We start from the raw sequence: 21,820 nt of genomic DNA, 5'->3' as shown, positions 1-21,820 counted from the left end.
GCTGACCTATACTCACCGCATCGAGGAACCCCAGCCGGGCGTCGGCTGGGGTTTCTCTCTTTCGCCCTGTATGAGGCCATGATGAACGCCCTCTGCAAGGCCCTGGGCACCGATCTGGCCGCCGAGCACGTCGACACGCTGACAGCCGCGCTGACTCCGGTGCCGTGGGAGCCCTGGCGCTGGCCGAACGACTCCATACGCCTCTACGTCGCACCCGGCGTGATCGCCGAGACCGACGGACCAGGGGCACGGGACCACCTCGGCGCGGGTCGGCGCGGTACATCGCAGCGTTCTCCGGCCGCTGGGGCTGCTTGGCCCGGTCGGGTCGACGGCCGCGGCATTGATCGTCGTGCCGACGGCCGCGGCAAGGGGCGTCATCGCCCCGAGCGCGAGACCGGGCCCGCCGAGCAGTTCGTTCGAGCCCGGCTGTCACGGTCAGGCCGCCGTCGAACTCATGGTTGCCGGTGACGACGCCGATGCCCAGGTCACGCAGCTGGCGCAGGGTGCGCAGCAGATGGTTCCCGGGATCGGCGCGCAGGCCGGCGGTGTAGACGGCGCCGCTGGTCTCAGGGGCGCGCCGCCAGCCGACGGCCTGCACGACTTCCGCGACACCGATGCCGGCTCCATGCTCCGCGTCAAGGGGTCCGACACCCTCTGCCCCCTCGGCCCCGGCCTGGTCACCGACTGGGACTTCCACGGCAAGCGCCTGCGCACCCACGTCAACGGCGAGGTCGTGCAGGAGGGCTCGACGGACGAGATGACGTGGGACATGCACTACCTCGTCGCCGACATCGCCCGCACCATCACCCTCCACCCCGGCGACGTCCTGCTGTCGGGCACCCCCGCCAACTCCCGCCCCGTCCAGCCCGGAGACGTCGTCGAGGTCGAGGTGGAGGGGCTGGGCCGGCTCACCAACCACATCGTCACCGGCCCCTCCCGTCCGCACCGACGTCGGTGCCCAGCCCACCGAGTCCGAGGAGGTGCTGTCCACCGCGCTCGGCGGCGACTGGGAGTTCCGTGGCATCCGCCCGCCCCGGCGCTGATGCCGCCCATCAGACCGCGCCGTACCGGGCATGACGGAGGAGGCGGCCCTGTGCGGCGCTCCGGCAGGCGCCGACCGCAATCCGGCGCCGGCCTGCATGCCGGGCCGGTCCGGCGCGCGCCTGGGCGTGGAGGCGGATGGGTGAAGTCGCAGCCATGACCGGACCCGCCGAGACTCCTGAAGGCCGCACACCGCGCAGGCGCATGAACTACGGGGAGGGCCGGGAGGCCCTGCCCAACGCCGCCGTGCGCGTCGTGGCCCGAGGCGGGCTGCGCAAGCTCACGTACCGGGCGGTTGCGGAGGAGGCAGGAACCACGCACGGCCTTGTCGTGCACCACTTCGGCTCGCGGGACGCTCTCATCGAGGAGGCGCTCGCGCACGCGATCCGTACCTCGCTGAACACCAGCGCGCTCGAACCGGCCACCGGCAATGTCGGCGAGTTCTCAGCGGGCGTGTCGGAGATGGTCACCGCGGATCCGGACATACAGGCCTTCCAGTACGAGCTGCTGTTGGAGGCCCGGCGCCGCCCCGAACTGCTGACGCACCTGCGTGCGCTGTACGACGAGTACTTCGACGCCACGCATCGCGAACTGTCGCGCATAGTGCCCCACAGCGCCGACCGCCCGCTCACCCGGCTCGTCTTCGCCGCCCTCGACGGCCTCGTACTGCACCAGCTCGTCTTCGGCGGCCCGGAGACCACCGACGCCGCCATCGAGGAGCTTCGCTCCCTGCTGCGGCTGCTCGCTGCCCGACAGCGCACCGGCGCGAAGGCCGACGACGAGCCGCACGACTGACTCCGACCGGACACCGTCCGAGGCCGTGAACATCCGTGTCCAGGGCCTCGGTCGTTTCCCCGTGGTTACGGCCTCATGAGGAACCGGGGGTGCCGCGAGAATCCCGCCCCCAACCCCTTGTCAAACGGCTAGTTCCAGCCCACTATGAGGCAACTCGTTTGGCCTGAAACGAACTCCTCTTCCCTCTTTGGCAGGTGATCCGAGTGGACAGTCAGACGGCGGTCAGCAACCAGACCGCGCCCGACGTCTCCACCGCAGGCAAGCTCAAGGCCAACTCCCTCGGCGTCCTGGGCATCCTTTTCTTCGTCCTCTCCGCCCAGGCGCCGCTCACCGGCGTCGCGGGCGCCGTCCCCATCGCCGTCGCCCTCGGCAACGGTCCGGGAGCGCCTGCCGCCTACGTGGCGGCCGGTGTGATCACCCTCCTGTTCTCGGTCGGATTCGTGGCCATGGGCCGGCATGTCGTGGACGCCGGCGCTTTCTACATGTACATCGGCAAGGGCCTCGGCCCGCGTCTTGGTACCGGCAGTGCCGGCGTCGCGCTGTTCGCCTACTGCGCCATTCAAGCAGCGATGTACGGCTTGTACGGAGCGACCGTGAGCGGCCTGCTGAGCCAGTACGCGGGCACGCACGTGCCCTGGTGGGCGTGCTCCCTGGCCACCATGGCGATCGTCCAGGTCCTGGGAGCCGCGGGCATCGAGATGGGCGCCAAGGTGCTGGCCGTCTTCGTGCTGGCGGAGTTCAGCATCCTGAGCGTCTTCGCACTGGTCACCCTGTTCAAGGGCGGCGGGCCGGAGGGGCTGGGCTTCACGCAGTCGTTCTCACCGGGCGCGGCCTTCCAGGGAGCTCCGGGTGCCGCGCTGATGTTCGCGGTGGCGTCGATGGTCGGCTTCGAGGCCACCGCGATCTACGGTGAGGAGGCCCGCGAACCCCGTAAGACGGTCCCGCGGGCCACCTATCTGGCCGTCGCCCTCGTCACCGGCTTCTTCGCCTTCACCACCTGGATGCTGGTCTCCTTCTACGGTGCCTCGAAGGCGACCGAGGCCGCGGGGAAGGCGCTGCAGAGCGGTGACGCCACGAGCTTCGTCTTCGCACCGATCGCCGACCTGTTCGGTACCTGGATCAACGACGTCCTGCCCCTCCTGCTGGCCACCTCCCTCTTCGCCGGCATCCTTGCCTTCCACAACTCCGCCAACCGCTACCTGTTCTCGCTCAGCCGCGATGGACTGCTGCCCCGCACGCTGTCCTCGATCAACCGCCGCCACTCGCCTGCTGTGGCGGGCTGCGTCCAGACGGTCGTCGCCGTCCTGCTGGTCGCCCCCTTCGCGCTGGCCGGCAAGGACCCGGTGCTCACGCTGTTCTCCTGGGGCAGCGGTGTCGCCGTGCTCGGGATCATGCTGCTCTACCTGCTGACCTCCCTCTCCGTGATCGCCTTCTTCCGCCGCGAGCGCCTGGACACGCGCCCCTGGAACACGCTGATCGCCCCGACACTGGGCGCACTCGGCCTCGTCGGAGCGATCTGGCTGATCGTGGCGAACTTCACCACGCTCATCGGCGGCGAGCGGAGCACCGCCCTGTGGCTGGAGTTGACCGTTCCAGCCGTCCTGGCCCTGGGCGTGGCCGCAGCCGGGCTGAGTCGCGGCAGGACTGCGGCCGACGGCTGACTGCGACTCGCCTGCTTCTCGAGCCCCTTACTCACCTCGTCGCGGTCTTCTCGACTCCGGAGGACTTCATGAGCACCGGACACGGCCGGCGCGCGCTGTCCGGTCGGGCCGACCACGGCAGCGGGGCCTGTTTCCTGGCATCCGGCCGCTGGGCTGCCACCCAGCGGCCGGCACATGGCCCACCTCGACGCCAGGTGCCGCCTGCACGAACTGCTCGCTGTACCGGCACCGTCAAGCAGTCGGCCGACGGCGCGCCGCCCACTCGTCGAGGCCACCGGGCGACAGACGGCCTCGGACCGGAAGGCGCTCGCCGGTTGCCCCGTCTGTCCGCCCGGGCCCGCAGCGCAGACCTGGGCCCCGGCGGCCGAGGCGGACGGGGGAGACGTCAGCCGTCCGCGCCCGCCGCCCGGTCGAGGAATCCGTCGACCAGGCGACGGGCTTTCACCCGGGCCGCGGCTCCGTGTCCCGGCTGACGGTGAGCAGCTCGCCGGGATCACGTCATGCCCTGGCGGTGTTCGGGTACGACCGTCATGACGGTGAGCTCGTATCCGCGCTGCGCGAGCGGGGCCCCGACAAGCCCCGGCTCGGTCACATGATCGTGCTGGACGACGAGTGCACGCACGGTGGCGCACTTTTCCTCGTGGCCCACGGGCCCGCCGGATCGATGCCGTGAGCCCTTGTGCCGGCTCCCCGCCTCACCATATCGTTTGGGATCAAATATTCTCACTGGAGGTCCCGCATGCTGGACGTCACCCACGAGGAATGGCTGAGCCGAGCCAAGTCCCTGGTCCTGTCCGGCGCCCATCACATCGACGGCGCCGACGAGGGCGGTGGAGGGGCGACCTTCACCGCCGTCTCACCCCGTGACGGTCAGGAGCTCAGCGAGGTCGCCGACGGGGGAACCGCCGAGGTGGACGCGGCGGTGTCCGCCGCCCGCCGGGCCTTCGACACCGGACCGTGGCCGCGCCTCGCGCCCGCGGAGCGGGGCCGGATCCTGCTGCGCATCGCCGACCTGCTCCAGGAGCGGCGGGCGGAACTCGCGCTGACCGTCAGTCTGGAGATGGGAAAGCCCATCACCGACGCGTACGGGATCGAGCTCCGTGCGGTCATCAACACCTTCCGCTGGTACGGCCAGTTGGCCGACAAGGTCACCGACTCCTCCCCCCACACGGCGCCGGATGCCCTCGCGCTGATCACACGGGAGCCCGCCGGTGTGGTCGGCGCCGTCGTCCCGTGGAACTTCCCGCTGACGCTGGCCGGCTGGAAGGTGGCTCCGGCGCTGGCGGCCGGCTGCACGGTCGTACTGAAGCCGTCGGAGAACTCGCCCCTGTCCGCGCTGCTGCTGGGCCGGATCGCGACCGAGGCCGGGCTCCCGCCGGGCGTGCTCAACGTCGTGGGCGGCAAGGGGCCGGTGGCCGGACGGGCCCTCGGCCTGCACCCGGACGTCGACGTCCTGGCCTTCACCGGCTCCACCGCCGTAGGCCGCCACTTCCTGCGCTACTCGGCCGACTCCAACCTCAAGCGCGTCTGGCTCGAGCTGGGCGGCAAGTCGCCCAACATCGTCCTCCCGGACGCCCCGGACCTGGGAAAAGCCGCCGCCACCGCCGCGTGGGGCATCTTCTTCAACCAGGGGGAGATGTGCACCGCACCCTCCCGGCTGCTCGTGCACTCCTCCATCGCCGAACGCGTCACCGAGTCCATCGTGCGACGGGCGCGCGAGATGCGGATCGGCGACCCCCTCGACCCGGCGACCGAGATGGGTTCCCTGGTCGGCGAAGGCCACCTCCGGCGCGTGCAGGACCACGTCGCCGCCGGCCTGGCCGAGGGCGCCCGCCTGCTCACGGGCGGCTCCCGCACCCTCGACGACACCGGAGGCAGCTTCCTGGAGCCGACCGTCTTCGACCACGTGGACCCCGCAATGCGGCTGGCCCGCGAGGAGATCTTCGGCCCCGTCCTGTCGGTGCTGACCTTCGACGACCTCGACGAGGCGATACGGCTCGCCAACGCCACCGAGTACGGCCTCGCCGCCGGCCTGTGGACCTCCGACCTGTCCACCGCCCACAAGGTCTCGCGCGCGCTCAAGGCAGGCACGGTCTGGGTCAACTGCTACGAGGAGGGCGACCTCACCGTCCCCTTCGGCGGCATGAAGCAGTCCGGCAACGGCCGCGACAAGTCGGTGCACGCCCTCGAGAAGTACACCGAGCTCAAGACGACCTGGATCCAGCTGTGAGACCACTGATCGCCATTCCGGCCCGCTTCTCGGCCACCACCTCAGCCCTGCGGTTCGCCGCCGAGGTCAACGCCCGCGCCCTCGTCGAGGCCGTCTGGCGGGCCGGCGGAGAGCCGGTGAGCATCCACCCCGCCGACGCCGAGGTCGCCTCCCGGCTGTCCCGCTTCGACGGCGTCCTGCTCCCCGGCGGGGGCGACCTCGCCCCGCACCGCTACGGCGCGCCGGACACCCACGACAGCGTCTACGACGTGGACGACCTCCAGGACACCTTCGACCTCGAAGTCGCCCGGCAGGCCCTGCACCTCGGACTGCCGCTGCTGGCGATCTGCCGCGGTCTGCAGGTCGTCAACGTCGCCCTCGGCGGCACCCTGGAGCAGGACATGGGCGGCCCGGAGCGCGAGCACCGGCACGTCGTGCACCCCGTCGCGCTGGAGGCCGGATCGGTGGCCGCCGAAGCGGCGGGAGCGGAGAAGGTGGAGGCGTCCTGCTTCCACCACCAGAGGGTGGACCGCCTGGGCGACGGCCTTCGGGCGACCGCGAGGGCGGCGGACGGTACGGTCGAGGCGCTCGAACTCCCCGGCGCGCACGGCTGGTTCACGGCCGTGCAGTGGCACCCCGAGGACACCGCGCACGCCGACCCGGCCCAGCAGGGTTTCTTCGACGTGCTGGTGCGGGCCGCCCGGACGGGTAGCTGATGCCCGCTCAGCCCTTGGCGCGGCGGCCGCTGCGGCGGGGCGTGGGCTCGGCGCCGTTCAGAAGGGCCTGCCGGCGCTCCTCGCCGTGCTCCTCGACCTGGAGTACGACGCTGCGCAACCCTTCGGCGAGACTGCGGCACTCGGTGTCGCTGAGGCGGGCGGTGACGAAGGCCTCCTCCTCGTTGAACGCCGGGAACACCCGTTGCATGAACGCCTCACCCTCGTCGGTGAGGCTGAGCAACACCAGCCGCCCGTCAGTGGGATGGCCGGCCCGGCGCAGCAGTCCGCGCGACTCCAGGGTGCGCGAGACACCGGTGAGCGTGCCCTTGGAGATCCCTGCTTCCTCCGCCACGTGCCGGGTCTCCGACTCGCCCCACACCCACACCACCCACAGCACCACGAAGGCCGTCCAGGTCAGGTCCGAGTCGCGCAGGACGGAGTTCTCCAGGTGCTGCCGCACCGCGGAGGCGGCCCGGTAGATGTTCGCGACGGCCGCCATCTGGTCCCGGCGGATCGGGAAACCGCCGAGCTTCGCCGCGGCGAGCTTCTCGACTTCGGTAATGGATCGATGGCCGGGCACGCACCCTCCAGTGTCTGCTTGCCGAACCGGGCGGCCGACCCGCCCCCATCCAGTCGTTCGACCCCAAATTGTACGTTTCCCCGCCGGTCGTGGTGACAGGCGTACCCCCAACCCTTGGAAGGACATCCACCGATGCCCACCCCCACCCCACCCCGCATGCTGCTCGTCCTGAGCGAGAACTGGACGCTGACCGGCGGCCGGGCGGACCTGCCCGCCGCCGTACGGTGGGCCCGCGAGGCCGAGGACGCCGGCTTCGACGCGGTGATGATCAGCGAACACATCGTCCTGGGGCCGGATGCCGGGGCCGCCGGCATCATGGGCAACCCCCGCGAGTACGCACTCCCGGGCAACCAGGACCCGTACACCCCCTGGCCGAACTCCCTTCTCCTGCTCGCGTCCATCGCCTCCGTCACCTCGCGCCTCCGGCTGGCCGCCGCGGCCGTCCTCGCCCCGCTGCGCCACCCCCTGCTGCTCGCCCGCGAGCTCGGCACCCTGGACCTGCTCAGCGAGGGGCGCCTGGTGGTGCAGCCCACGGTGAGCTGGAGCAGGGACGAGTACGAGGCCCTGGGTGTGCCGTTCGGTGAGCGTGGGCGGCTTCTGGACGAGCACCTGCAGGTCTGGGCGAAGGCGTGGGGACCGTCCCCCATCTCGCATGACGGCGAGCACTATCCCTTCCGTGACGTCTACTTCGAGCCCAAGGCGTACCGCCCCGACGGCCCGCGACTGTGGTTCGGCGGACAGCGCGTGCACGGCCCGCTGCTACGGCGCCTCGTGTCGTACGGGCACGGCTTCCACCCGCTCGGCCGACCCACGCCCGAGGACCTGCAGGTGCTCAAGGACGCCATGGCGGAGGCCGGACGCGACATCGCCGACCTGGAGATGATCGGCGGCACCCAGGCCGTCTTCCCCGACGACCACGCACCGGCCGACCTCGGTGCTGCCCTGGCCGCCATCCCCGAGCAGATGGAGCTCGGCTTCACCACCTTCTGCGTCAAGCCGAACCAGTTCATCGACGACCCCGACGGCATCGGAACCTTCTGCCGCGAGGTCATGCGGCGCGTGGAGGCGATGACCGCGTAGTCCGTCGCATGCGGCGCGGGGCCCCGGCCGGCCGGTCACCGCTCGACGAAGCGGGCCAGCTCGTCCGGGGCCGGGCGCAGCAGGCCGTCGCGGACCGCCAGAGCCGTGGCCTCGGCGCGGGAGGCGGCGCCGGTCTTGCGCAGCAGGTGCTCCACGTGCGTGTGCACGGTCCGCGGAGACAGGAACAGCGCCTCCGCGATGGCCTGGTTGGTCTGTCCGAGGGCCGCCCGGGTCAGTACCTCCAGTTCACGCGGGCTCAGACCGTACGGCAGCTCGGTCGGGGTCTCGACCACCAGCACGGCACCCGCCACGAGCCCCTGGCAGGAATGCCGCCGGTGCAGGGTGACGCGGTACCACGTGTCCTCCACCGGCCACAGCAGGCGCAGTCGTCGGCCGCCAGTGTCGGCGAAGGCCCGTAGCAGCGGCCGGAACGCCTCGTCGCACAGCACCCGGGCGCGGTCCCGCCCGGGCAGGTCGATCACTCCGCCCTCGGTCACCAGACTCGCCGCGCTGTCCTCGGCCGGACCCTCCAAGAGGTCGCCGCTGTGCGGCACCGGGTCTGCGAGCGCCCCGAGGGCGGGCATGACGGAGGCGAGCAGTCGGCGAGCCTCGGTGTCGTAGGCGTCCGCGTCCTCCGTGGACAGGTGGACGAGGCCGACGAGACGGCCCCCGTGCCGAAGCGCGCCGGTCACCCCGTCCCGGAACCCGGCAGGCCGGACCCGCTCGGCGTAGAACCAGCCCTGCCGGAACCGGGTGCCCGGGCCGTCGGCGGTGTCCTCCGAAATGGACGGCGGCAGCTCCTGTCGTACGACGTTGCGGTACCACGGGGTCGCGACGAACTCGGCGGCCAGGGCCTGGGAGCGCTCGGCGGTGTAGCCGATGCCCGCCACCTGGACGTGAGCGCCGGTGAGCGGGTCGAGCGTGAGCAGCGTCGCCGCGTCCAGCGGAAGCGCGCGGGCGAGTTCGCGCAGCGCCTCGGCACAGGCCGAAGCCGTGTCGCGTTCGCGGGTGAGCATGCCGATGCGGGTGGCCGCCGCGATGTGGTGGTGGCTGAGCATGCGAGCCTCCGGGCCCGGGACGACCGTATGTCGTTTGGTCCCCAACAATATGGTGAGCCCCCCACACCGACAAGGTGTTCACGGCTTCCGTGACGGAATCGGACCCGCGGCGCGACGGTGGCGGACCCGATCGGCACGCCGGCGCCGAACCCGATCGGTATTTCTACGGATGGCGGCGCGACGGCCCCGGGGGCTTTCCTGTCCGGCACACCCCTCGGCAGCAGGTCGCCCGCGGCTCGCGCGGGCCCGCCTTTCGGAGAGCCCCGCCATGATCTCACCTGAGTACGTCACCGGCCCGTCCGCCTCCCGCAGACGGTTCCTCGCCCTGTCCGCCGGCGCCTTCGCCACCACGGCGTTGACCGCCGCCGGCTGTTCCGCTCCGGCGAGCACGTCCGCCTCGGCCAAGTCCTCGGCATCCGCCGCGGGCGGCAGGAAGCTGACGAAGATCGGGCTGGACTATCCCTTCACCCAGCTCCCGCTGTACTCCACGCTCGTCAAGCTCTCCACGGCCGGGGCGAAGAAGCACGGCATCTCCCTGCTGACCACGAGCGACAACGCGAGCGCCGACACCCAGGCCACCAACCTCAACACCTGGGTCTCCCAGAAAGTCCCCGCGATCGTGTCGTTCCCGATGGTCTTCGAGGCCGCCGAGCCGATCGCCCGGCAGGCCCTGGACGCCGGCCTGATCTGGGTGACGTACGGCGGCAGCCTGCACCATCAGAGTGCCGACATCCAGTTCAGCTTCAGCAAGGGCGGAACGCTGCTCGGCGAGGCGGCGGCGAAGTGGGCCACGGAGAACCTCGGCGGCAAGGGCAAGATCGCCTTCCTCACCGACAGCACCATCGAACTGGGCCGCGAGCGCACCAAGGGCATGGTCGACGCCTTCACCAAGGCCGCCCCCGGCGTCGACGTGGTCGCCCAGGAACAGGCCATCGACCCCGACACCGGCCTGTCGAAGGCCAAGGCCGTCCTCGCCAAGCACCCCGACCTCAACATCGTCCTCGGCGTCACGGACGCCGCCGCGTACGGCGCGTTCAAGGCGTTCCAGCAGGCGGGGCGCGCCAAGGACGACGCGAAGACCTTCGTCGGCGGGCAGGACGGTGCCGCCCCCTCCCTCCTCGCCGTCAAGCAGGGCACCTTCTACCGGGCGTCGGCCGCCCTCGCGCCCGACGACATCGCCTCGGCCATCATCGACGTCCCGCTCGCGGTCGCCGCAGGCAAGGCCGACCCCAGCGCCCAGGTACCGATCACCCTCGTCCAGCACGGCGACACCGTGAAGATCGACGAGCTGCTCGCCCAGAACGCGTAAGGCCGGCCATGACCACCACCAACCTCCGCATCCGCAGGCTGACCAAGTCCTTCGGCGGAGTCAGGGCACTGGACGGCGTGGACCTCACCGTCCCGGCCGGACACATACACGCCCTGCTCGGCCACAACGGCGCCGGCAAGTCCACCCTCATCAAGTGCCTGGGCGGCGCCTTCCCGCCCGACTCCGGCACGATCGAGATCGGCGGCACGCCCCACACCCGGCTGACCCCGCGCGAGTCGATCGCCGCGGGCGTGGCGGTCATCTACCAGACACTGAGCGTGGTCGACGCGCTCACGGTCGCGGAGAACATCTTCCTCGGCCAGGAGTGGACCCGGCACGGCCGCATCGACCGTCGAGCCCAGGAGGAGGTGGCGGCCGGGCTGCTTCGGCGAGTGGCCGCCACCTGCTCCCCACGTGACCGCGTGGGCGACCTGCCCATGGGCCAGCGGCAGTTGGTGGAGATCGCCAAGGCCCTCAGCCGCAGCGCCTCCGTACTGGTCCTGGACGAGCCGACCGCCGCGCTGTCCGGCGCCGAGAGCGACGCCCTGGCCGAACGGGTCGAGGACCTGCGCACCCAGGGGCTGGCCATCGTCTACGTCACCCACCTGCTGTCGGAGGTCGAGCGCCTCGCGGACGCGGTCACCGTGATGCGCGACGGCCGGGTCGTCCACCACTCCGACACGGCCGGGCACACGCGGTCCGACCTGGTCGCAGCGATCGCCGGCCGCCCGCACCAAGAGGTCGCCGAACGCCCGTCCGCACCCGGACGTACCCCCGGCCCGGCCCGCCTCTCCGTCGAGGGCCTGCACGGCCCCGGCTTCGGGCCCCTCAGCCTGACGGTCGGCGAAGGGGAGCGCGTCGGACTGTTCGGACTCATCGGCTCCGGACGGACACGCATCCTGGAGACCCTCTTCGGCCGACGCCGCGCTTCGGGCGGGACGATGCGGATCGCAGAGCGCACCGTTGCACCGGCCCGCCCCGCCCAGGCACTCGCCGCCGGGATCGCCCTGGTCCCGGCGGACCGGCGGGCGCAGGCCCTCTTCCCCGTCCTCAGCGCGCAGGACAACGTACTGCTGCCCTCGATCCGGCCCCTTGCCCGCTCCGGGCTGCGGGCGCTGGGCGCCGAACGGCGCGTCTTCCACTCGCTCGCCCACGCCGTCGGGCTGCGCCCCGTCCGCCCGCGCCTGCCGGGCGGCGCGTTCTCCGGCGGCAACCAGCAGAAGCTCGTGCTCGGTCGGTGGATCAACGAGGCGCGGCACGTGGAGGTACTGCTGCTCGACGAGCCGACCCAGGGTGTCGACGTCGGCGCCCGGCAGGAGATCTACCGGACGGTGTCGGAACTGGCCGACGAACGGGGCACGGCCGTGCTGTTCGCCTCCAGCGACCCCGAGGAGGTCGTCGCACTCGCCGACCGGTGCCTGATCGTCGCCGGCGGCCGGATCGTCGGCGAACTGTCCGGCGCCGACCTCACGGAACAGGCCCTGCTGTCGGCTGTGCACGACACGGACGACAGGGCCGTCACCCCGCCCGCCGAAGGAGCAGCATGACCATCGCCGACCGCGTCCCCACCCGCCCCCGCATCCTGGCCACGGTCGGCCTGACCACCGTGCGCCGCCATCCCCTGATCGCCGTGCTCGCCGCGATGGTACTGGCCTTCCAGCTCGCCACCGGCAGCTTCCTGGACCCGGCCAACCTCGGCGGCATCGCCACCGACGCCGCCACCCTGGCCATCGTCGCAGTCCCCCTGGCCCTCCTCGTCATCAGCGGCTACCTCGACCTGTCGGTCGGCTCCACCCTCGCCCTCGGCGGGCTGGTCGCAGGCCGGCTGGCGAGCAGCGGGCAGCCGCCCGTCGTCGCCGTCGTGGGCGCGCTGGCCGCGGGGGCCGCCGTCGGCGCGGTGAACGGTGTGCTGTGCTGCTACCTCGGCCTGTCGCCGTTCATCGTCACCCTCGGCATGCTCACCGCCGTCCGGGGCCTCGCGCAGCAGCTGTTCCCGCTGCCGCTGAGCGGCTTCGGCGACGGCTTCGCCTGGTTCGGCGGAGCACGGATCGCCGGGCTCGCCGCGCCGGTCGTCATCGCCGCGGTCGTCCTCGCCGTAGGCGCGTCGTTCCTCGCGCTGATCCCGGCCGGCCGGCACGTGTTCGCCATCGGCGTCAACCGCGAGGCCGCCCACCTCTCCGGCATCAACATCCGCCGTACACCGTTCGCGCTGTTCGTGGCGACCGGGGTCGCCGCCGCTCTGGCCGGTGCGATCAAGGCGTCGGTGCTGGACAGCGTCGTCGCCGGCACCTCCGGAGCCGGGTTCGAACTGACGGCGCTCACCGCCGTACTGGTGGGCGGCGTCGCCCTGACCGGCGGATCCGGCTCGATCCTCGGCGTCCTCCTCGGCGTGTTGTTCCTCGGCGGCCTGCAGAACGGTCTCACCCTGCTGAACGTGCCGACGTTCTGGCAGCAGATGGCGCAGGGCGTCGCCCTGGTCGCAGGCGCCGCGCTGGCCTACTTCGCGCCCCGGCCCGGGCGCTGACCCCCCCGTTCCCCTCCTTCCTGGCAGAGGTCTCCCGTGAGCGACACCACTCCCACACTCATCCTGACCGGCGGGCAGGTCGTCACCGTCGACCGCGAGTTCACCGTCACCGAAGGCGTGGCCGTGCGCGGCCGGGACATCGTCGCCGTCGGAACCGACACCGAGATCCGCGCCCTGGCCGGACCCGGCACCCGGATCATCGAACTCGACGGGCGGACCGTCCTGCCCGGCATCAACGACTCGCATCTGCACGGGGCCGCGTACGGGATGACGAAACCGCCGTTCGCCCTGAACGCCGGCCACCCCGCGGTGGGGTCGATCGCCGACATCGCGGCGCTCGTGGGCGGGGCGGTGCGCGCCGGCGCGCCGGGGGAGTGGATCGTCGGACTCGGCTGGGACGCCGGCTACCTGGCGGAGTGTCTCGCCGACCCGGGCCGCTTCCCGCACCGCAGGGACCTGGACGCGGTGGCCCCGGACAACCCGGTCTGCCTGACCGACTTCTCCCAGCACATGGTGTGGGTCAACACCGCCGCCCTGCGCCGCTGCGGCATCAACGCGCACACCACGCCTCCGCCCGGCGGCGTCATCGACACCGACTCCGACGGCGAGCCCACCGGCATCCTGCGCGAGGCCGCCGTACGACTGGTCCAGGGCCGAGTGCCCTGGCCCACGATCGCCCAGCGCCGCCAGGCCATCCAGGGCGTGGTCCGGGAACTGCACTCCCGTGGCATCACCAGCTACACCGAGCCCGGTCTCGGACCCGGCGGCGGCGACACCTTCTTCGGCGGTCTCAGCACCGACAACTGGACCGCCTATGCCGAACTGGCCGCCGAGGGAGCCCTCCAGGCCCGGGTCAGCGTGCTGCTCCTGCCCGCCCCCATGGGCGGCTCCGCCGCCGACGTGCGCAAGGGACTGGCCGAGCTGCGCCGCCCGGAGTCGGCCGACCCGCGGCTGCTGAACGCCATCGGAGTCAAGATCTTCGCCGACGGTGTGCCGCCGAACCGCACCGCCTGGATGAACGAGCCCTACCCCGACGGCGGCCACGGCGCCCTCTGCGTCCACGGCGAGACCCCCGACCTCCAGGTCGAGGAACTCCGCGAGATGATCCGGATCGCCCACCAAGCCGGCTTCCAACTCGGCGTGCACGTCACCGGCGACCGCGCCATCGACACGGTCGTGGACGCCTTCATCGCCGCCCACCAGGCCGCCCCCCGCCCCGACGCCCGGCACTACGTCATCCACGGCGACTTCATCGGCGCCGCCAGCCTGGCCAAGCTGGCCTCGCACGGCTACGGCGTCAACATGAACCCCGCCATCAAGTGGACCATCTCCGACCTCATGGACGACGTGGTGGGCCCGCAGCGCTCGGCCTACCAGTGGCCGGTGCGCTCAGCGATCGATGCAGGCGTCACGGTCTGCTCCAGCTCCGACGCGCCGATCACCGAGCCCGACTGGCGCCAGGGCGTGGCGTCGATGATGCTGCGCGAGTCGAAGGCCGGCGGCCGGCAGAGTGGCCGGGAGCAGTGCGTGGACCTCGCCTCGGCCCTGCGCGCGTACACGGTCAACGCGGCCTGGCAGGACTTCGCCGACGACTGGAAGGGCACCGTCGAACCCGGCAAGGTGGCGGACCTGTGCGTCCTGGACCGCCCGCTGCTCGGTCTCGACCCGCACGACATCCCGCAGGTGGAGGTGGATCTCACGGTGTTCGACGGACGCGTGGTCCACGAACGCTGAACGCTCGAAGGAACGGCGTCCTGCGGGGTCCGTCCTATGCCCCGTCGGTGCTACCGAGCGGTGCCGTCTCAGCAGATCCGGGACCGGCATCTGGCTCCCCTACAGGGCCGAGGGGTGTCCTTTGACGGTCAGCCAGCACGCCGAGAGAACCATGCCCATCCCCGGGCGTGGCCGACGCCGTCGCGTTGGCTCCCGCCCTTGCTCCCCGACGGCGTTGCCGCACACGACGAAGCGCCACCACAGCCTCTGGCTGTCGAGCCGTCCACGGCCCAGGCCACCGACAAGACTAATCCGCAGACGCCGCGACCGGCAGCAGTCGCCACCGCCATGAGCACGGCTACCCCGCTCCCTGCCGCGCTACCGGCGGCGTCGGCCGAGGCCATGGCCCCCGTCACCCCCGCGGCCCTTCAGGAACCGCACAGCCTGCCCTCCCTTCCCGCGAACCAGCCGTCGGCGATGCCTGGTTCACCCACACGCCCGGACCGGCCTCCACCCGGCCGGACTTCCGAGGAGGTCAGATGCCTGGCGGGGTCGGTGATGCGGACAGCTTCGATCAGTTCGGCTCTGACAGTGCCCGCTTCTGTCGAGGGGCAAGCGGTCGATCCCAGGCGCATGATGTGATCGTTCAGCGCTGTCGGCGATCAGCCCCCGGCGGCCTGCCGTAGCTTCGCCTGACCGGCAGCGCTGATCAGGTCCTCCCTGGTCCACCGCGACAAGACCCACCCTCTCGACCTCGGTGCCGCCTCGGCCGCCGATAGCCTCACCACCGTCTTCCAAGATCAAGTAGCATTTCAAGCCGCCTGAGGTTGGGGGCCCTGTTCGCGGAATACGCGAGTGTGGTGGCGACGCTGCCCCCGTGGTCGTCGCGGCGGCGCCGGTAGTGGGCCCCGGTGCGCAGCACAGCGCCCAGTTTCTTGAGATGGGTGGGGGCAGCAGCATGCTCTCAGTGTGCTGACCATGACCGCGCACGACCGAGTTGCGGGGCATCCACGGGGCGTGGGGCAGGGTGCAGTACTTCACTTGGCCGGCCGTCGGTGACACATCAGGGCGGCGGCGATGCCGGCGAACCCTCAGCTCCTCCCAGTAGTTGATCCCTTCCAGCATCGGGTGGCCTACCGAACCACGAGCGAGCCATCCAGCAAAGCGCCGGATGGCTCCCGAAGTACCGCGACTGAGATGTGAAGGCACACCGAGGAATCTAGCCATCCGGGCCCGGGGTGGTCCCCGATCTCGCACCCGCAGCAGGAGGCGACCGACCTCGGCGGAGCCTGCACTTCCTCGCCACGCCTTCCCAGATGGAGATCTGCTTCGCGATCTTCGTAAACGTCCTCCAACTGGACGAGCGGGGAGAGCCGGTCAACGAAAAGCACGCTGAGCGCCGGGCTGCAGCGTGGCTCTACAGATATTGCACCGGGGAATTGCCTCCCGGTGAGCCGGACTTCGAGCCGTGGGAATGCCGGCTTTATTGACTGACACCCAATGACCGACAGCAAGAACATCCTGTACCGGCGCTGATCGACTTGTACCTGTGAGCTGCGTTGTGCAGGCGGGCGATGCCTGCCTGCCGGCCGTGGCAGCCGCCGCTGGAGGACAGGGTGCTGCTGGTGGCGACCTAAGCTTGCGCAGCGCCTCGGCTTCGCCTTGAAGGTCGCCCAGCATGATTGTGTCCGTGAGAAGCAGCAACGCGTGATGGTGAGTTCCGGAACGCTTGAGGGGGCTCGGCCGCAGAAATGTCGGCGAGTTTCGGGAACACCCCAGGGCCAAGCGGCCGTCGAGCACCGTGTGAGGGCTCACGGCCCCAGGGGCTGGAGCGGACAGCGCTCGAGGGCCGCCCTGAAAATGCGATTGCCGCCCACCGGGCAACGCTGACACGATTGCAGGCGTGATCACTTCTGAGACGCCGGACTGCCTGATCGTGACGGGGATGCCGGGGGCCGGGAAGTCGACGGTGACCAAGCTCGTCGCCGAGCGCCTGCCGCGCTCCGCCCGGCTCGACGGCGACTTCATCACCAGGCTGATCGTCAGCGGTCACGTCTGGGCCCTTGGCGAGCCTGCCGACGAGGCGGCACGGCAGGTGGAGCTGTGCAACCGCAATCTGTGCACGCTGGCGAACAACTTTTCCGACGCCGGCTTCACGCCCGTCATCGACTGGGTGATCCCCAACCGCGAACAGCTGGACTTCTTCGTTTCGCTCCTGCCCGCCCGGCAAGTCTTGTTCGTCGTTCTCGCACCGGGGATCGAGGCGTGCCGGTACCGCAACACCCTGCGTGATCCACGGGAGCGGTTCGACTTCGACGGCTATGAAGATCTCGATGCCGACATGAAGCGCGAGCTCGGCGATGTCGGCTGGTGGTTCGACACCGCGGCCCTCAGTCCCGAGGAGACCGCGGATCGCATCATCCGGGAAGCTCGCCATCGCGCCATGGTGAACTGACGGCAAGCTCCCCGGCTCTGTTCAGATCAGAGCGGCCTGTTCTGCTTGGCATGGGACTGGGCGAGACGGTAGGGGTCGGTCCCGGTCTCGATGATCGTGCCGTTGAAGGTCAGCCGGTCAACGATGGTCGTGCAGAGCCAGGGGATCTGTGAACGTCTCGGTCGAGCCGCGGAAGGCTTCGTTGGAGGCGATGGCGACACTGTTCTTCACCTTCCGCTCGGTCAGAACCTGCAACAGCAGTTCGGTGCCATGGTTGAAAGTGACTGCACCACTCGAGTTGGAGCACAACCCGAAAGTGGGAGCAGTTGTTCAGTGTTTCGGGCAGCACTCATTGCCTCGGCCCTGGAACGCGACGGTACGAGGTGCAGCGCGCGCACCGGGGGCGCCGGTAACAGGGGAGCGGGCGTCATCGCCGCCGGAGGCAACGGTGAACGAATCGATCACAGGCCTCCTCGCCGTCGTGCGCCGGTCAGCGGTTCTCGTCCCTCGGCAACTCTTCCGAGAGCGGAAGTCATGACGGACCTCTACGAGGGAGTGTCGGGTGTGTCCACTGCCCCGGTACGGGTGGGGGGGGTGTCGCGAAGACGTTGGGCGGCTTCCTGGTAGGCGCTGGCGGCGCGGGTGAAGTAGTCGAAGAGGACGGCGCGTTGGTCGGGGGTGTACGAGTCCAGGAGGCGGGCGAGGTTCTGGCGGGCGGGGGCCAGTACGCGGTCGAGGTCGGCGGGCTTGGCGACGGGTTCGACGATGACCTTGCGGCGGTCGTCGGGGGCGGGGACGCGGCGGACGTAGCCGGCCCGCTCCAGTCGGTCGACGAGGCGGGTGGTCGGGCCGGTGGTCAGGCCGGTACGGGCCCCGAGTTGGCCGGGGGTCATCGGGCCGTCGAGTTCCAGCACGTTGAGCGCATACAGATCGCTCGCTCCCAGATCGCAGAGTTTCGCTCCGGCGTGGGCGTGCAGCAGCACGGCGCTGAGGTAACGCCGGTAGACGCGGCTCGCGTCGTCCGCCGTGGGACCCGGGACTGTTGACACGGCTGTGCTCCCTCCATAATCTCTTCCTAAGAGAAGAGAGTCCATGCGAGCAGATTCTTTATGGGGGAATTTATCATGGAGACCGGGAGCACCCAGTGCACAGCCGGCCGCGAAACCGACACCACGGCGATCCGCGCTGTCCTCGACGCGGCCGTCGAGGCATGGAACCGCGGCGACGGCACCGCCTACGGACGCCTGTTCACGCCCGATGCCACCGACGTCACCTTCATGGGCACCGTCTACACCGGAGGAGGGGAGATCGGACGCGCTCACCAGGCTCTGTTCGACAGCTTCCTCAAGGGCACCAAGCTGGCCGTGGAGATCGTCAGCATCCGCCGCTACGGGCCCGCGACCGCCGTCGTCCTGACCCGCGGCGACACCTACAAGGGCGCCCGGCCGGCCCGACTCGGCAAGCTGGCGAGCTACACACTGGTCCGCGAAGCGGCCACGGAGCAGTGGCGTATCGCCGCCGTGCAGAAGACCCGGCACCGTCCGTTGATGGAAGCCCTCTCCTTCCGCTTCCAGCCCGCCACCCGCCCCGCGAGCTCCTCGGCCGACTCCAGGGCCTCCTGAGCTGAGGGCCGGCACCCGCCCGTCCCGACAGGCGCGGGGAGCAGGGCCCGGAAGACGCGCTGGTCGAGCGGCTCGCCATCGCGCTGCGCGTACGGGTGTATCTGCCGTACCTGGGCCGGCGCTCCGCGCTCGCCACTTCGCGGCCGGCAGTCGCGAACGGCGCCCCTCCCTCTCGGAGCCTGAGCGCCCCCGCCGGAGGCATGTTCTGAACGTAGCCGCATGTTGCGGTGCTCGACTCATGGCTTTCGGGCCCTATCCACACGTGGGCGCGCGTCGGCGCAGCGCGCGCGGAGCGGGCCGGAGGCAGGGGCGCAGCGCGCGCGAGCCGGGAAGCGCGCCCGGCGGAGCGTCAGCGCAACCGGGCGCCTTGAACCCGAAGAGAACGTTGTAAGTCAGTCGCTCGTGGCAGTGTTGTCCGGTCGCGGGCGTCGTCCTTTCGCGATACGGCGGCCGTGTTCGGCGGCTCGTAGGAGGGCTTGGGCCACGCGTTCGGCATCATCTGGGTTGAGGAAGACTTGGTCAGTCCACAGCACCGACAACCGCACCGTGCCGCTCAGCAAGTTCGTGGCCACGTCCACTTCGACGCCGTTCCCGGTCGCGTCGGTGACGTTCAACTGCGGATCGCTGCTGTAGGCGCTCATGGGCCTGAGCATGGCAGAGGCCTGGCCGAGGGTGGTTCACCCCAACTGAAAAGCCCCCTACTCGCGGAGAAACCCGCAGGCAGGCGGCTTACAGCGACCGGCTTACTTCTTCCGCCCGAGTGGTGATCACTGGTCCGCGCTGGCCACTGCCCAGCGGCCTCGGACGGCCCAGAGACGGCCCGGACACCCCGGTGATCTACCCTCCTCGGATGGACCGTCCCCCTTGCTTCTGTCTCCTCTGCGCACCGCCTGCAGATGGCCCTGCCTGGGAAGAGCGCGACAACCGGATAGCACAGAGCGTCATCGACTTCGGCTGGCACGTCATGGGTGTCGGCGCTGGCGACGACGCACCCGCCGATTGGGCCTACTCCATAGGGCTGTGGCACACACTGCGCAGTCCCGAGGTCTGTGTCTTCGGCCTGCGGATCGAAGTGGGGATGCCCGTCGTGAATGCCGCTGGAGCCGGCATCCGTGGTGGTCTTCCGCTGGAACCAGACCAGCGCAGAGGCGACGTCCTCAACGGCTACGACGTCGCTGTCCGGCCTGTTCACCCCAGCTGGTACTGGGACTTCTTCGGTGCCGGCATCGACTTCTACCAAGCCCCGCCGCTGCCCGTCACGCAGCTGTTTTGGCCCGACAAGGCCGGACGCTTCCCCTGGGAAGAAGGAGTGGATGACTACTGCCGTACGAGCCAGCCGCTGCTCTGGGTCCCGAAGGCCGACACCGAGGGGCCATGGTCGCGAGTCGGCGAAAACCAGTCGTGATGCCCTCGGCGCGGGCCGCACTGAGGGCATCACCTCCTGATCCGTAGCTCAATGCTGAACGGTCGGAGACGGTCACTGTGGTTGCTGCCCAGTCCTGCACGGTGGCTGCTGGGCGGTAACGGTTGTTGTGGTCGCTGTACTTCCGTGCTGTACGGGGCACGGTGCCCGCCCGCTCGCTCAAGGGTCAAGCCGCTGCGAGCGGGCTCGGCTCGCCACTTGGCATCCGGTGCGCTTGTGGTGCGCGTATGCGTCGTCCCCGCTTCGGCGGCACCTATCGCTTCTGCGCCCTGTAGCGCTTCATCAGCGCAGTGATCCGCGCGTGATCCGCCTGGCCGTTGAGCTCGGCGACGAGATCGTCAGGACACAACTCGTACAGATCGCCCCACCATCGACGTCCACGGTTGTCCCAGATCCGGTAACCACCCGGCACGCCCCGGGCGACGTAGCGTCTCCTGCTCATCGTCCCCCTGTTCCCTTAGTGATCACTGATGCGGTGTGGGACCGGATCAAGCCGCTGATGCCAGCCGATCCGGTCCGCGGCCGGCGGTGGGCCGACCATCGCCGAACCCTCGAGGCCATCGAGTCGAAGTTTTGCGGAAGGCGCCTGAACGTCCCTGAACGCCGATGAATGAGACGGGCCACAGCAGCCTGACCTCTCACGACGGTGGGCTGTTCACCAGTCCCGCCATTGATCGGTCAGTGCGTGCCGACCGAGTCCGTGCCTGGCGGTCAGGGCCGCGACGTCGACTCCTTGCTCGGTGAGAGCCTCGTCGATGCAGAGGCAGAGCTGCTCGCGCTCATCGGTCTCGAAGGCGGCTTCGTCGTGGGCTTCGTTCACTGCGTTCAGGGACAGGACGACGCGCTCCACTACGGCGAAGACCTGTTCGTCGTCTCCTTCGTCGAGTGTGGGCAGATCGGCCTCGAAGGCGTCCAGGACGGAATCGGTTGCTGACAGAAGCTCATCGGGGTACAGGTCGACCATGCATGCGCAGTCGGGGTCCAGAGTGCCGGCGGCAAGCTCCGCGGCTTCTGCGGCCACGCCTCTTCCCCAGTTCGTCGTCGGTCTCTCAGCCATGAGGCCGAACCGTACAGGGCGGGTCTGACAGGCAGGCCGCCCTCCGTGGCGCGCCGGCACCGCTTCGAAAGAGTGCCCACTGGTCCCGTTCGCTGGTCCACATCCGCTCGTACTCGGATAGGTCTCGGTCGCTCGTGCCCACCCCCTGGGCGGAAGAGTAGCGCGCGGGGTGTCTTGCCTCCCGATGCTCGTCTGGCCAACTTGAGCACCTGTTTGGAAGATCGCGTATGCGGGTCCGGATTGACCTGCCAAGTTCCCGATCTGGGGCGGAGCATGGCTGCACCCGACGTTCCCCGTCGCGTCCCCTGGGAGGCACGCAGGGGACACGCCTCGGTAGGCTGTGGGGAGTGCGCCTTGGGGGAGGGGCGGTGTTCCTCCAGAGCTTCCTCGGTTCGGACGGTGCAGGGATGTCCCAGTAGGGGAGTCCCTCAGCCGCGCGATACCACCTCGGTCTTGATCGGAGGCGCAGATTCGAGGTCGATGGTGTCGCCGTCCTCCTCCGCATAGGGGTGTGAGGATGATCGACCGGCAACACGATCACCATGGTGTGAGGCCTCGGAAACCATCCCGCATCTGCCGGCGGGACGAAGCGACCGAT

General features: G+C 70.3%; 19 protein-coding genes and 4 pseudogenes. 14 read left to right on the top strand and 9 right to left on the bottom strand.

All coding sequences use genetic code 11. The annotated features are described in order from the left end of the window. Positions 1-406: 406 nt before the first annotated feature. Positions 407-586: pseudogene (locus C3488_RS41940) on the bottom strand (glutamine synthetase); the annotation flags it as partial. Between the two features lie 3 nt (positions 587-589). Between C3488_RS41940 and C3488_RS28950 the strand changes: the two are divergent. The 3 genes and pseudogenes from C3488_RS28950 to C3488_RS28940 all read left to right on the top strand — a co-directional run. After that, positions 590-1,043, top strand: a pseudogene (locus tag C3488_RS28950) (fumarylacetoacetate hydrolase family protein); the annotation flags it as partial. A gap of 154 nt (positions 1,044-1,197) precedes the next feature. Further along, a complete protein-coding gene (locus C3488_RS28945) occupies positions 1,198-1,836 on the top strand; it encodes a TetR/AcrR family transcriptional regulator (RefSeq protein ID WP_103843855.1) in 639 nt (212 codons plus the stop codon). 203 nt (positions 1,837-2,039) lie between these two features. Beyond that, on the top strand, positions 2,040-3,497 hold the full coding sequence (locus C3488_RS28940; protein ID WP_103843852.1) for an APC family permease: 1,458 nt from the start codon (positions 2,040-2,042) through the stop codon (positions 3,495-3,497). Between the two features lie 493 nt (positions 3,498-3,990). Here C3488_RS28940 and C3488_RS41935 read toward each other — a convergent pair whose 3' ends face one another. After that, a complete protein-coding gene (locus C3488_RS41935) occupies positions 3,991-4,119 on the bottom strand; it encodes a hypothetical protein (protein ID WP_258053739.1) in 129 nt (42 codons plus the stop codon). Positions 4,120-4,236: 117 nt separating this feature from the next. Here C3488_RS41935 and C3488_RS28935 point away from each other — a divergent pair, with 117 nt between their 5' ends. Both C3488_RS28935 and C3488_RS28930 read left to right on the top strand, forming a co-directional pair. Further along, a complete protein-coding gene (locus tag C3488_RS28935; RefSeq protein WP_103843851.1) occupies positions 4,237-5,727 on the top strand; it encodes an aldehyde dehydrogenase in 1,491 nt (496 codons plus the stop codon). Then, complete coding sequence (locus tag C3488_RS28930) at positions 5,724-6,422, top strand: gamma-glutamyl-gamma-aminobutyrate hydrolase family protein (RefSeq protein WP_374955467.1); 699 nt, start codon at positions 5,724-5,726, stop codon at positions 6,420-6,422. The genes C3488_RS28935 and C3488_RS28930 overlap by 4 nt, the downstream gene beginning before the upstream one ends. 7 nt (positions 6,423-6,429) lie before the next feature. Here the strand turns inward: C3488_RS28930 and C3488_RS28925 are convergent, their stop codons facing one another. Continuing rightward, positions 6,430-7,002, bottom strand: a complete 573-nt coding sequence (locus tag C3488_RS28925) for a MarR family winged helix-turn-helix transcriptional regulator (RefSeq protein ID WP_103843850.1) — start codon at positions 7,000-7,002, stop codon at positions 6,430-6,432. 132 nt (positions 7,003-7,134) lie between these two features. Here C3488_RS28925 and C3488_RS28920 point away from each other — a divergent pair, with 132 nt between their 5' ends. Continuing rightward, positions 7,135-8,082, top strand: a complete 948-nt coding sequence (locus C3488_RS28920; RefSeq protein ID WP_258053738.1) for a TIGR03619 family F420-dependent LLM class oxidoreductase — start codon at positions 7,135-7,137, stop codon at positions 8,080-8,082. 35 nt (positions 8,083-8,117) lie between these two features. Here C3488_RS28920 and C3488_RS28915 read toward each other — a convergent pair whose 3' ends face one another. Continuing rightward, the gene (locus C3488_RS28915) at positions 8,118-9,140 is read right to left on the bottom strand and encodes a LuxR C-terminal-related transcriptional regulator (RefSeq protein WP_103843848.1); all 1,023 of its coding nucleotides are present in this window, start codon (positions 9,138-9,140) and stop codon (positions 8,118-8,120) included. 268 nt (positions 9,141-9,408) lie between these two features. Between C3488_RS28915 and C3488_RS28910 the strand changes: the two genes are divergently transcribed. The 5 genes from C3488_RS28910 to C3488_RS28885 all read left to right on the top strand — a co-directional run bounded on the left by C3488_RS28910 (position 9,409) and on the right by C3488_RS28885 (position 17,141). Further along, positions 9,409-10,449 (top strand): sugar ABC transporter substrate-binding protein, encoded by a 1,041-nt coding sequence (locus C3488_RS28910; RefSeq protein ID WP_103843847.1) that lies wholly within the window; start codon positions 9,409-9,411, stop codon positions 10,447-10,449. An 8-nt stretch (positions 10,450-10,457) separates the two neighbouring features. Further along, on the top strand, positions 10,458-11,996 hold the full coding sequence (locus C3488_RS28905; protein WP_103843846.1) for a sugar ABC transporter ATP-binding protein: 1,539 nt from the start codon (positions 10,458-10,460) through the stop codon (positions 11,994-11,996). Further along, positions 11,993-12,973: an ABC transporter permease gene (locus tag C3488_RS28900; protein ID WP_103843845.1), complete on the top strand. Its 981-nt coding sequence runs from the start codon at positions 11,993-11,995 to the stop codon at positions 12,971-12,973. Before C3488_RS28905 ends, C3488_RS28900 begins: the two co-directional genes overlap by 4 nt. 36 nt (positions 12,974-13,009) lie before the next feature. Beyond that, complete coding sequence (locus C3488_RS28895) at positions 13,010-14,707, top strand: amidohydrolase (RefSeq protein WP_103843844.1); 1,698 nt, start codon at positions 13,010-13,012, stop codon at positions 14,705-14,707. Between the two features lie 1,882 nt (positions 14,708-16,589). Further along, on the top strand, positions 16,590-17,141 hold the full coding sequence (locus C3488_RS28885; RefSeq protein ID WP_103843842.1) for an AAA family ATPase: 552 nt from the start codon (positions 16,590-16,592) through the stop codon (positions 17,139-17,141). Positions 17,142-17,167: 26 nt separating this feature from the next. Here the strand turns inward: C3488_RS28885 and C3488_RS41145 are convergent. Then, positions 17,168-17,390, bottom strand: a pseudogene (locus tag C3488_RS41145) (ATP-binding protein); the annotation flags it as partial. A gap of 275 nt (positions 17,391-17,665) precedes the next feature. After that, positions 17,666-18,169: a MarR family winged helix-turn-helix transcriptional regulator gene (locus C3488_RS28870; RefSeq protein WP_258053737.1), complete on the bottom strand. Its 504-nt coding sequence runs from the start codon at positions 18,167-18,169 to the stop codon at positions 17,666-17,668. Between the two features lie 75 nt (positions 18,170-18,244). Between C3488_RS28870 and C3488_RS28865 the strand changes: the two genes are divergently transcribed. Next, a complete protein-coding gene (locus tag C3488_RS28865; protein ID WP_103843840.1) occupies positions 18,245-18,742 on the top strand; it encodes an SgcJ/EcaC family oxidoreductase in 498 nt (165 codons plus the stop codon). A gap of 392 nt (positions 18,743-19,134) precedes the next feature. Here C3488_RS28865 and C3488_RS28860 read toward each other — a convergent pair whose 3' ends face one another. Continuing rightward, a complete protein-coding gene (locus tag C3488_RS28860; RefSeq protein ID WP_258053736.1) occupies positions 19,135-19,383 on the bottom strand; it encodes a hypothetical protein in 249 nt (82 codons plus the stop codon). Positions 19,384-19,592: 209 nt separating this feature from the next. Here C3488_RS28860 and C3488_RS28855 point away from each other — a divergent pair, with 209 nt between their 5' ends. Then, the gene (locus tag C3488_RS28855; RefSeq protein WP_103843838.1) at positions 19,593-20,147 is read left to right on the top strand and encodes a DUF4262 domain-containing protein; all 555 of its coding nucleotides are present in this window, start codon (positions 19,593-19,595) and stop codon (positions 20,145-20,147) included. 271 nt (positions 20,148-20,418) lie between these two features. Here C3488_RS28855 and C3488_RS28850 read toward each other — a convergent pair whose 3' ends face one another. Further along, positions 20,419-20,607, bottom strand: coding sequence for a hypothetical protein (locus C3488_RS28850; RefSeq protein ID WP_079077019.1), 189 nt, complete (start codon positions 20,605-20,607; stop codon positions 20,419-20,421). An 18-nt stretch (positions 20,608-20,625) separates the two neighbouring features. On the opposite strand from C3488_RS28850, the pseudogene C3488_RS28845 reads away from it, so the two are divergent. Next, a pseudogene (locus C3488_RS28845) lies at positions 20,626-20,739 on the top strand (IS5/IS1182 family transposase); the annotation flags it as partial. Between the two features lie 81 nt (positions 20,740-20,820). On the opposite strand, the gene C3488_RS28840 reads toward C3488_RS28845, so the two are convergent. Then, positions 20,821-21,186, bottom strand: a complete 366-nt coding sequence (locus C3488_RS28840; RefSeq protein WP_258053735.1) for a hypothetical protein — start codon at positions 21,184-21,186, stop codon at positions 20,821-20,823. Between the last annotated feature and the right edge of the window lie 634 nt (positions 21,187-21,820).

The sequence above is a fragment of the Streptomyces sp. Ru72 genome, from assembly GCF_002920635.1.
In the GTDB taxonomy this organism is placed as follows: domain Bacteria; phylum Actinomycetota; class Actinomycetes; order Streptomycetales; family Streptomycetaceae; genus Streptomyces.
Note: the sequence above shows the minus strand (reverse complement) of the source record. Positions and strands in the feature narration are given on the sequence as shown.

Coding starts and splice junctions, on each gene's coding strand:
- C3488_RS28900 (WP_103843845.1), top strand. CDS start 11,993: ATGACCATCGCCGACCGCGTCCCCACCCGCCCCCGCATCCTGGCCACG.
- C3488_RS28905 (WP_103843846.1), top strand. CDS start 10,458: ATGACCACCACCAACCTCCGCATCCGCAGGCTGACCAAGTCCTTCGGC.
- C3488_RS28850 (WP_079077019.1), bottom strand. CDS start 20,607: ATGAGCAGGAGACGCTACGTCGCCCGGGGCGTGCCGGGTGGTTACCGG.
- C3488_RS28865 (WP_103843840.1), top strand. CDS start 18,245: ATGGAGACCGGGAGCACCCAGTGCACAGCCGGCCGCGAAACCGACACC.
- C3488_RS28945 (WP_103843855.1), top strand. CDS start 1,198: ATGACCGGACCCGCCGAGACTCCTGAAGGCCGCACACCGCGCAGGCGC.
- C3488_RS28855 (WP_103843838.1), top strand. CDS start 19,593: ATGGACCGTCCCCCTTGCTTCTGTCTCCTCTGCGCACCGCCTGCAGAT.
- C3488_RS28910 (WP_103843847.1), top strand. CDS start 9,409: ATGATCTCACCTGAGTACGTCACCGGCCCGTCCGCCTCCCGCAGACGG.
- C3488_RS28915 (WP_103843848.1), bottom strand. CDS start 9,140: ATGCTCAGCCACCACCACATCGCGGCGGCCACCCGCATCGGCATGCTC.
- C3488_RS28920 (WP_258053738.1), top strand. CDS start 7,135: ATGCCCACCCCCACCCCACCCCGCATGCTGCTCGTCCTGAGCGAGAAC.
- C3488_RS28860 (WP_258053736.1), bottom strand. CDS start 19,383: ATGAGCGCCTACAGCAGCGATCCGCAGTTGAACGTCACCGACGCGACC.
- C3488_RS28935 (WP_103843851.1), top strand. CDS start 4,237: ATGCTGGACGTCACCCACGAGGAATGGCTGAGCCGAGCCAAGTCCCTG.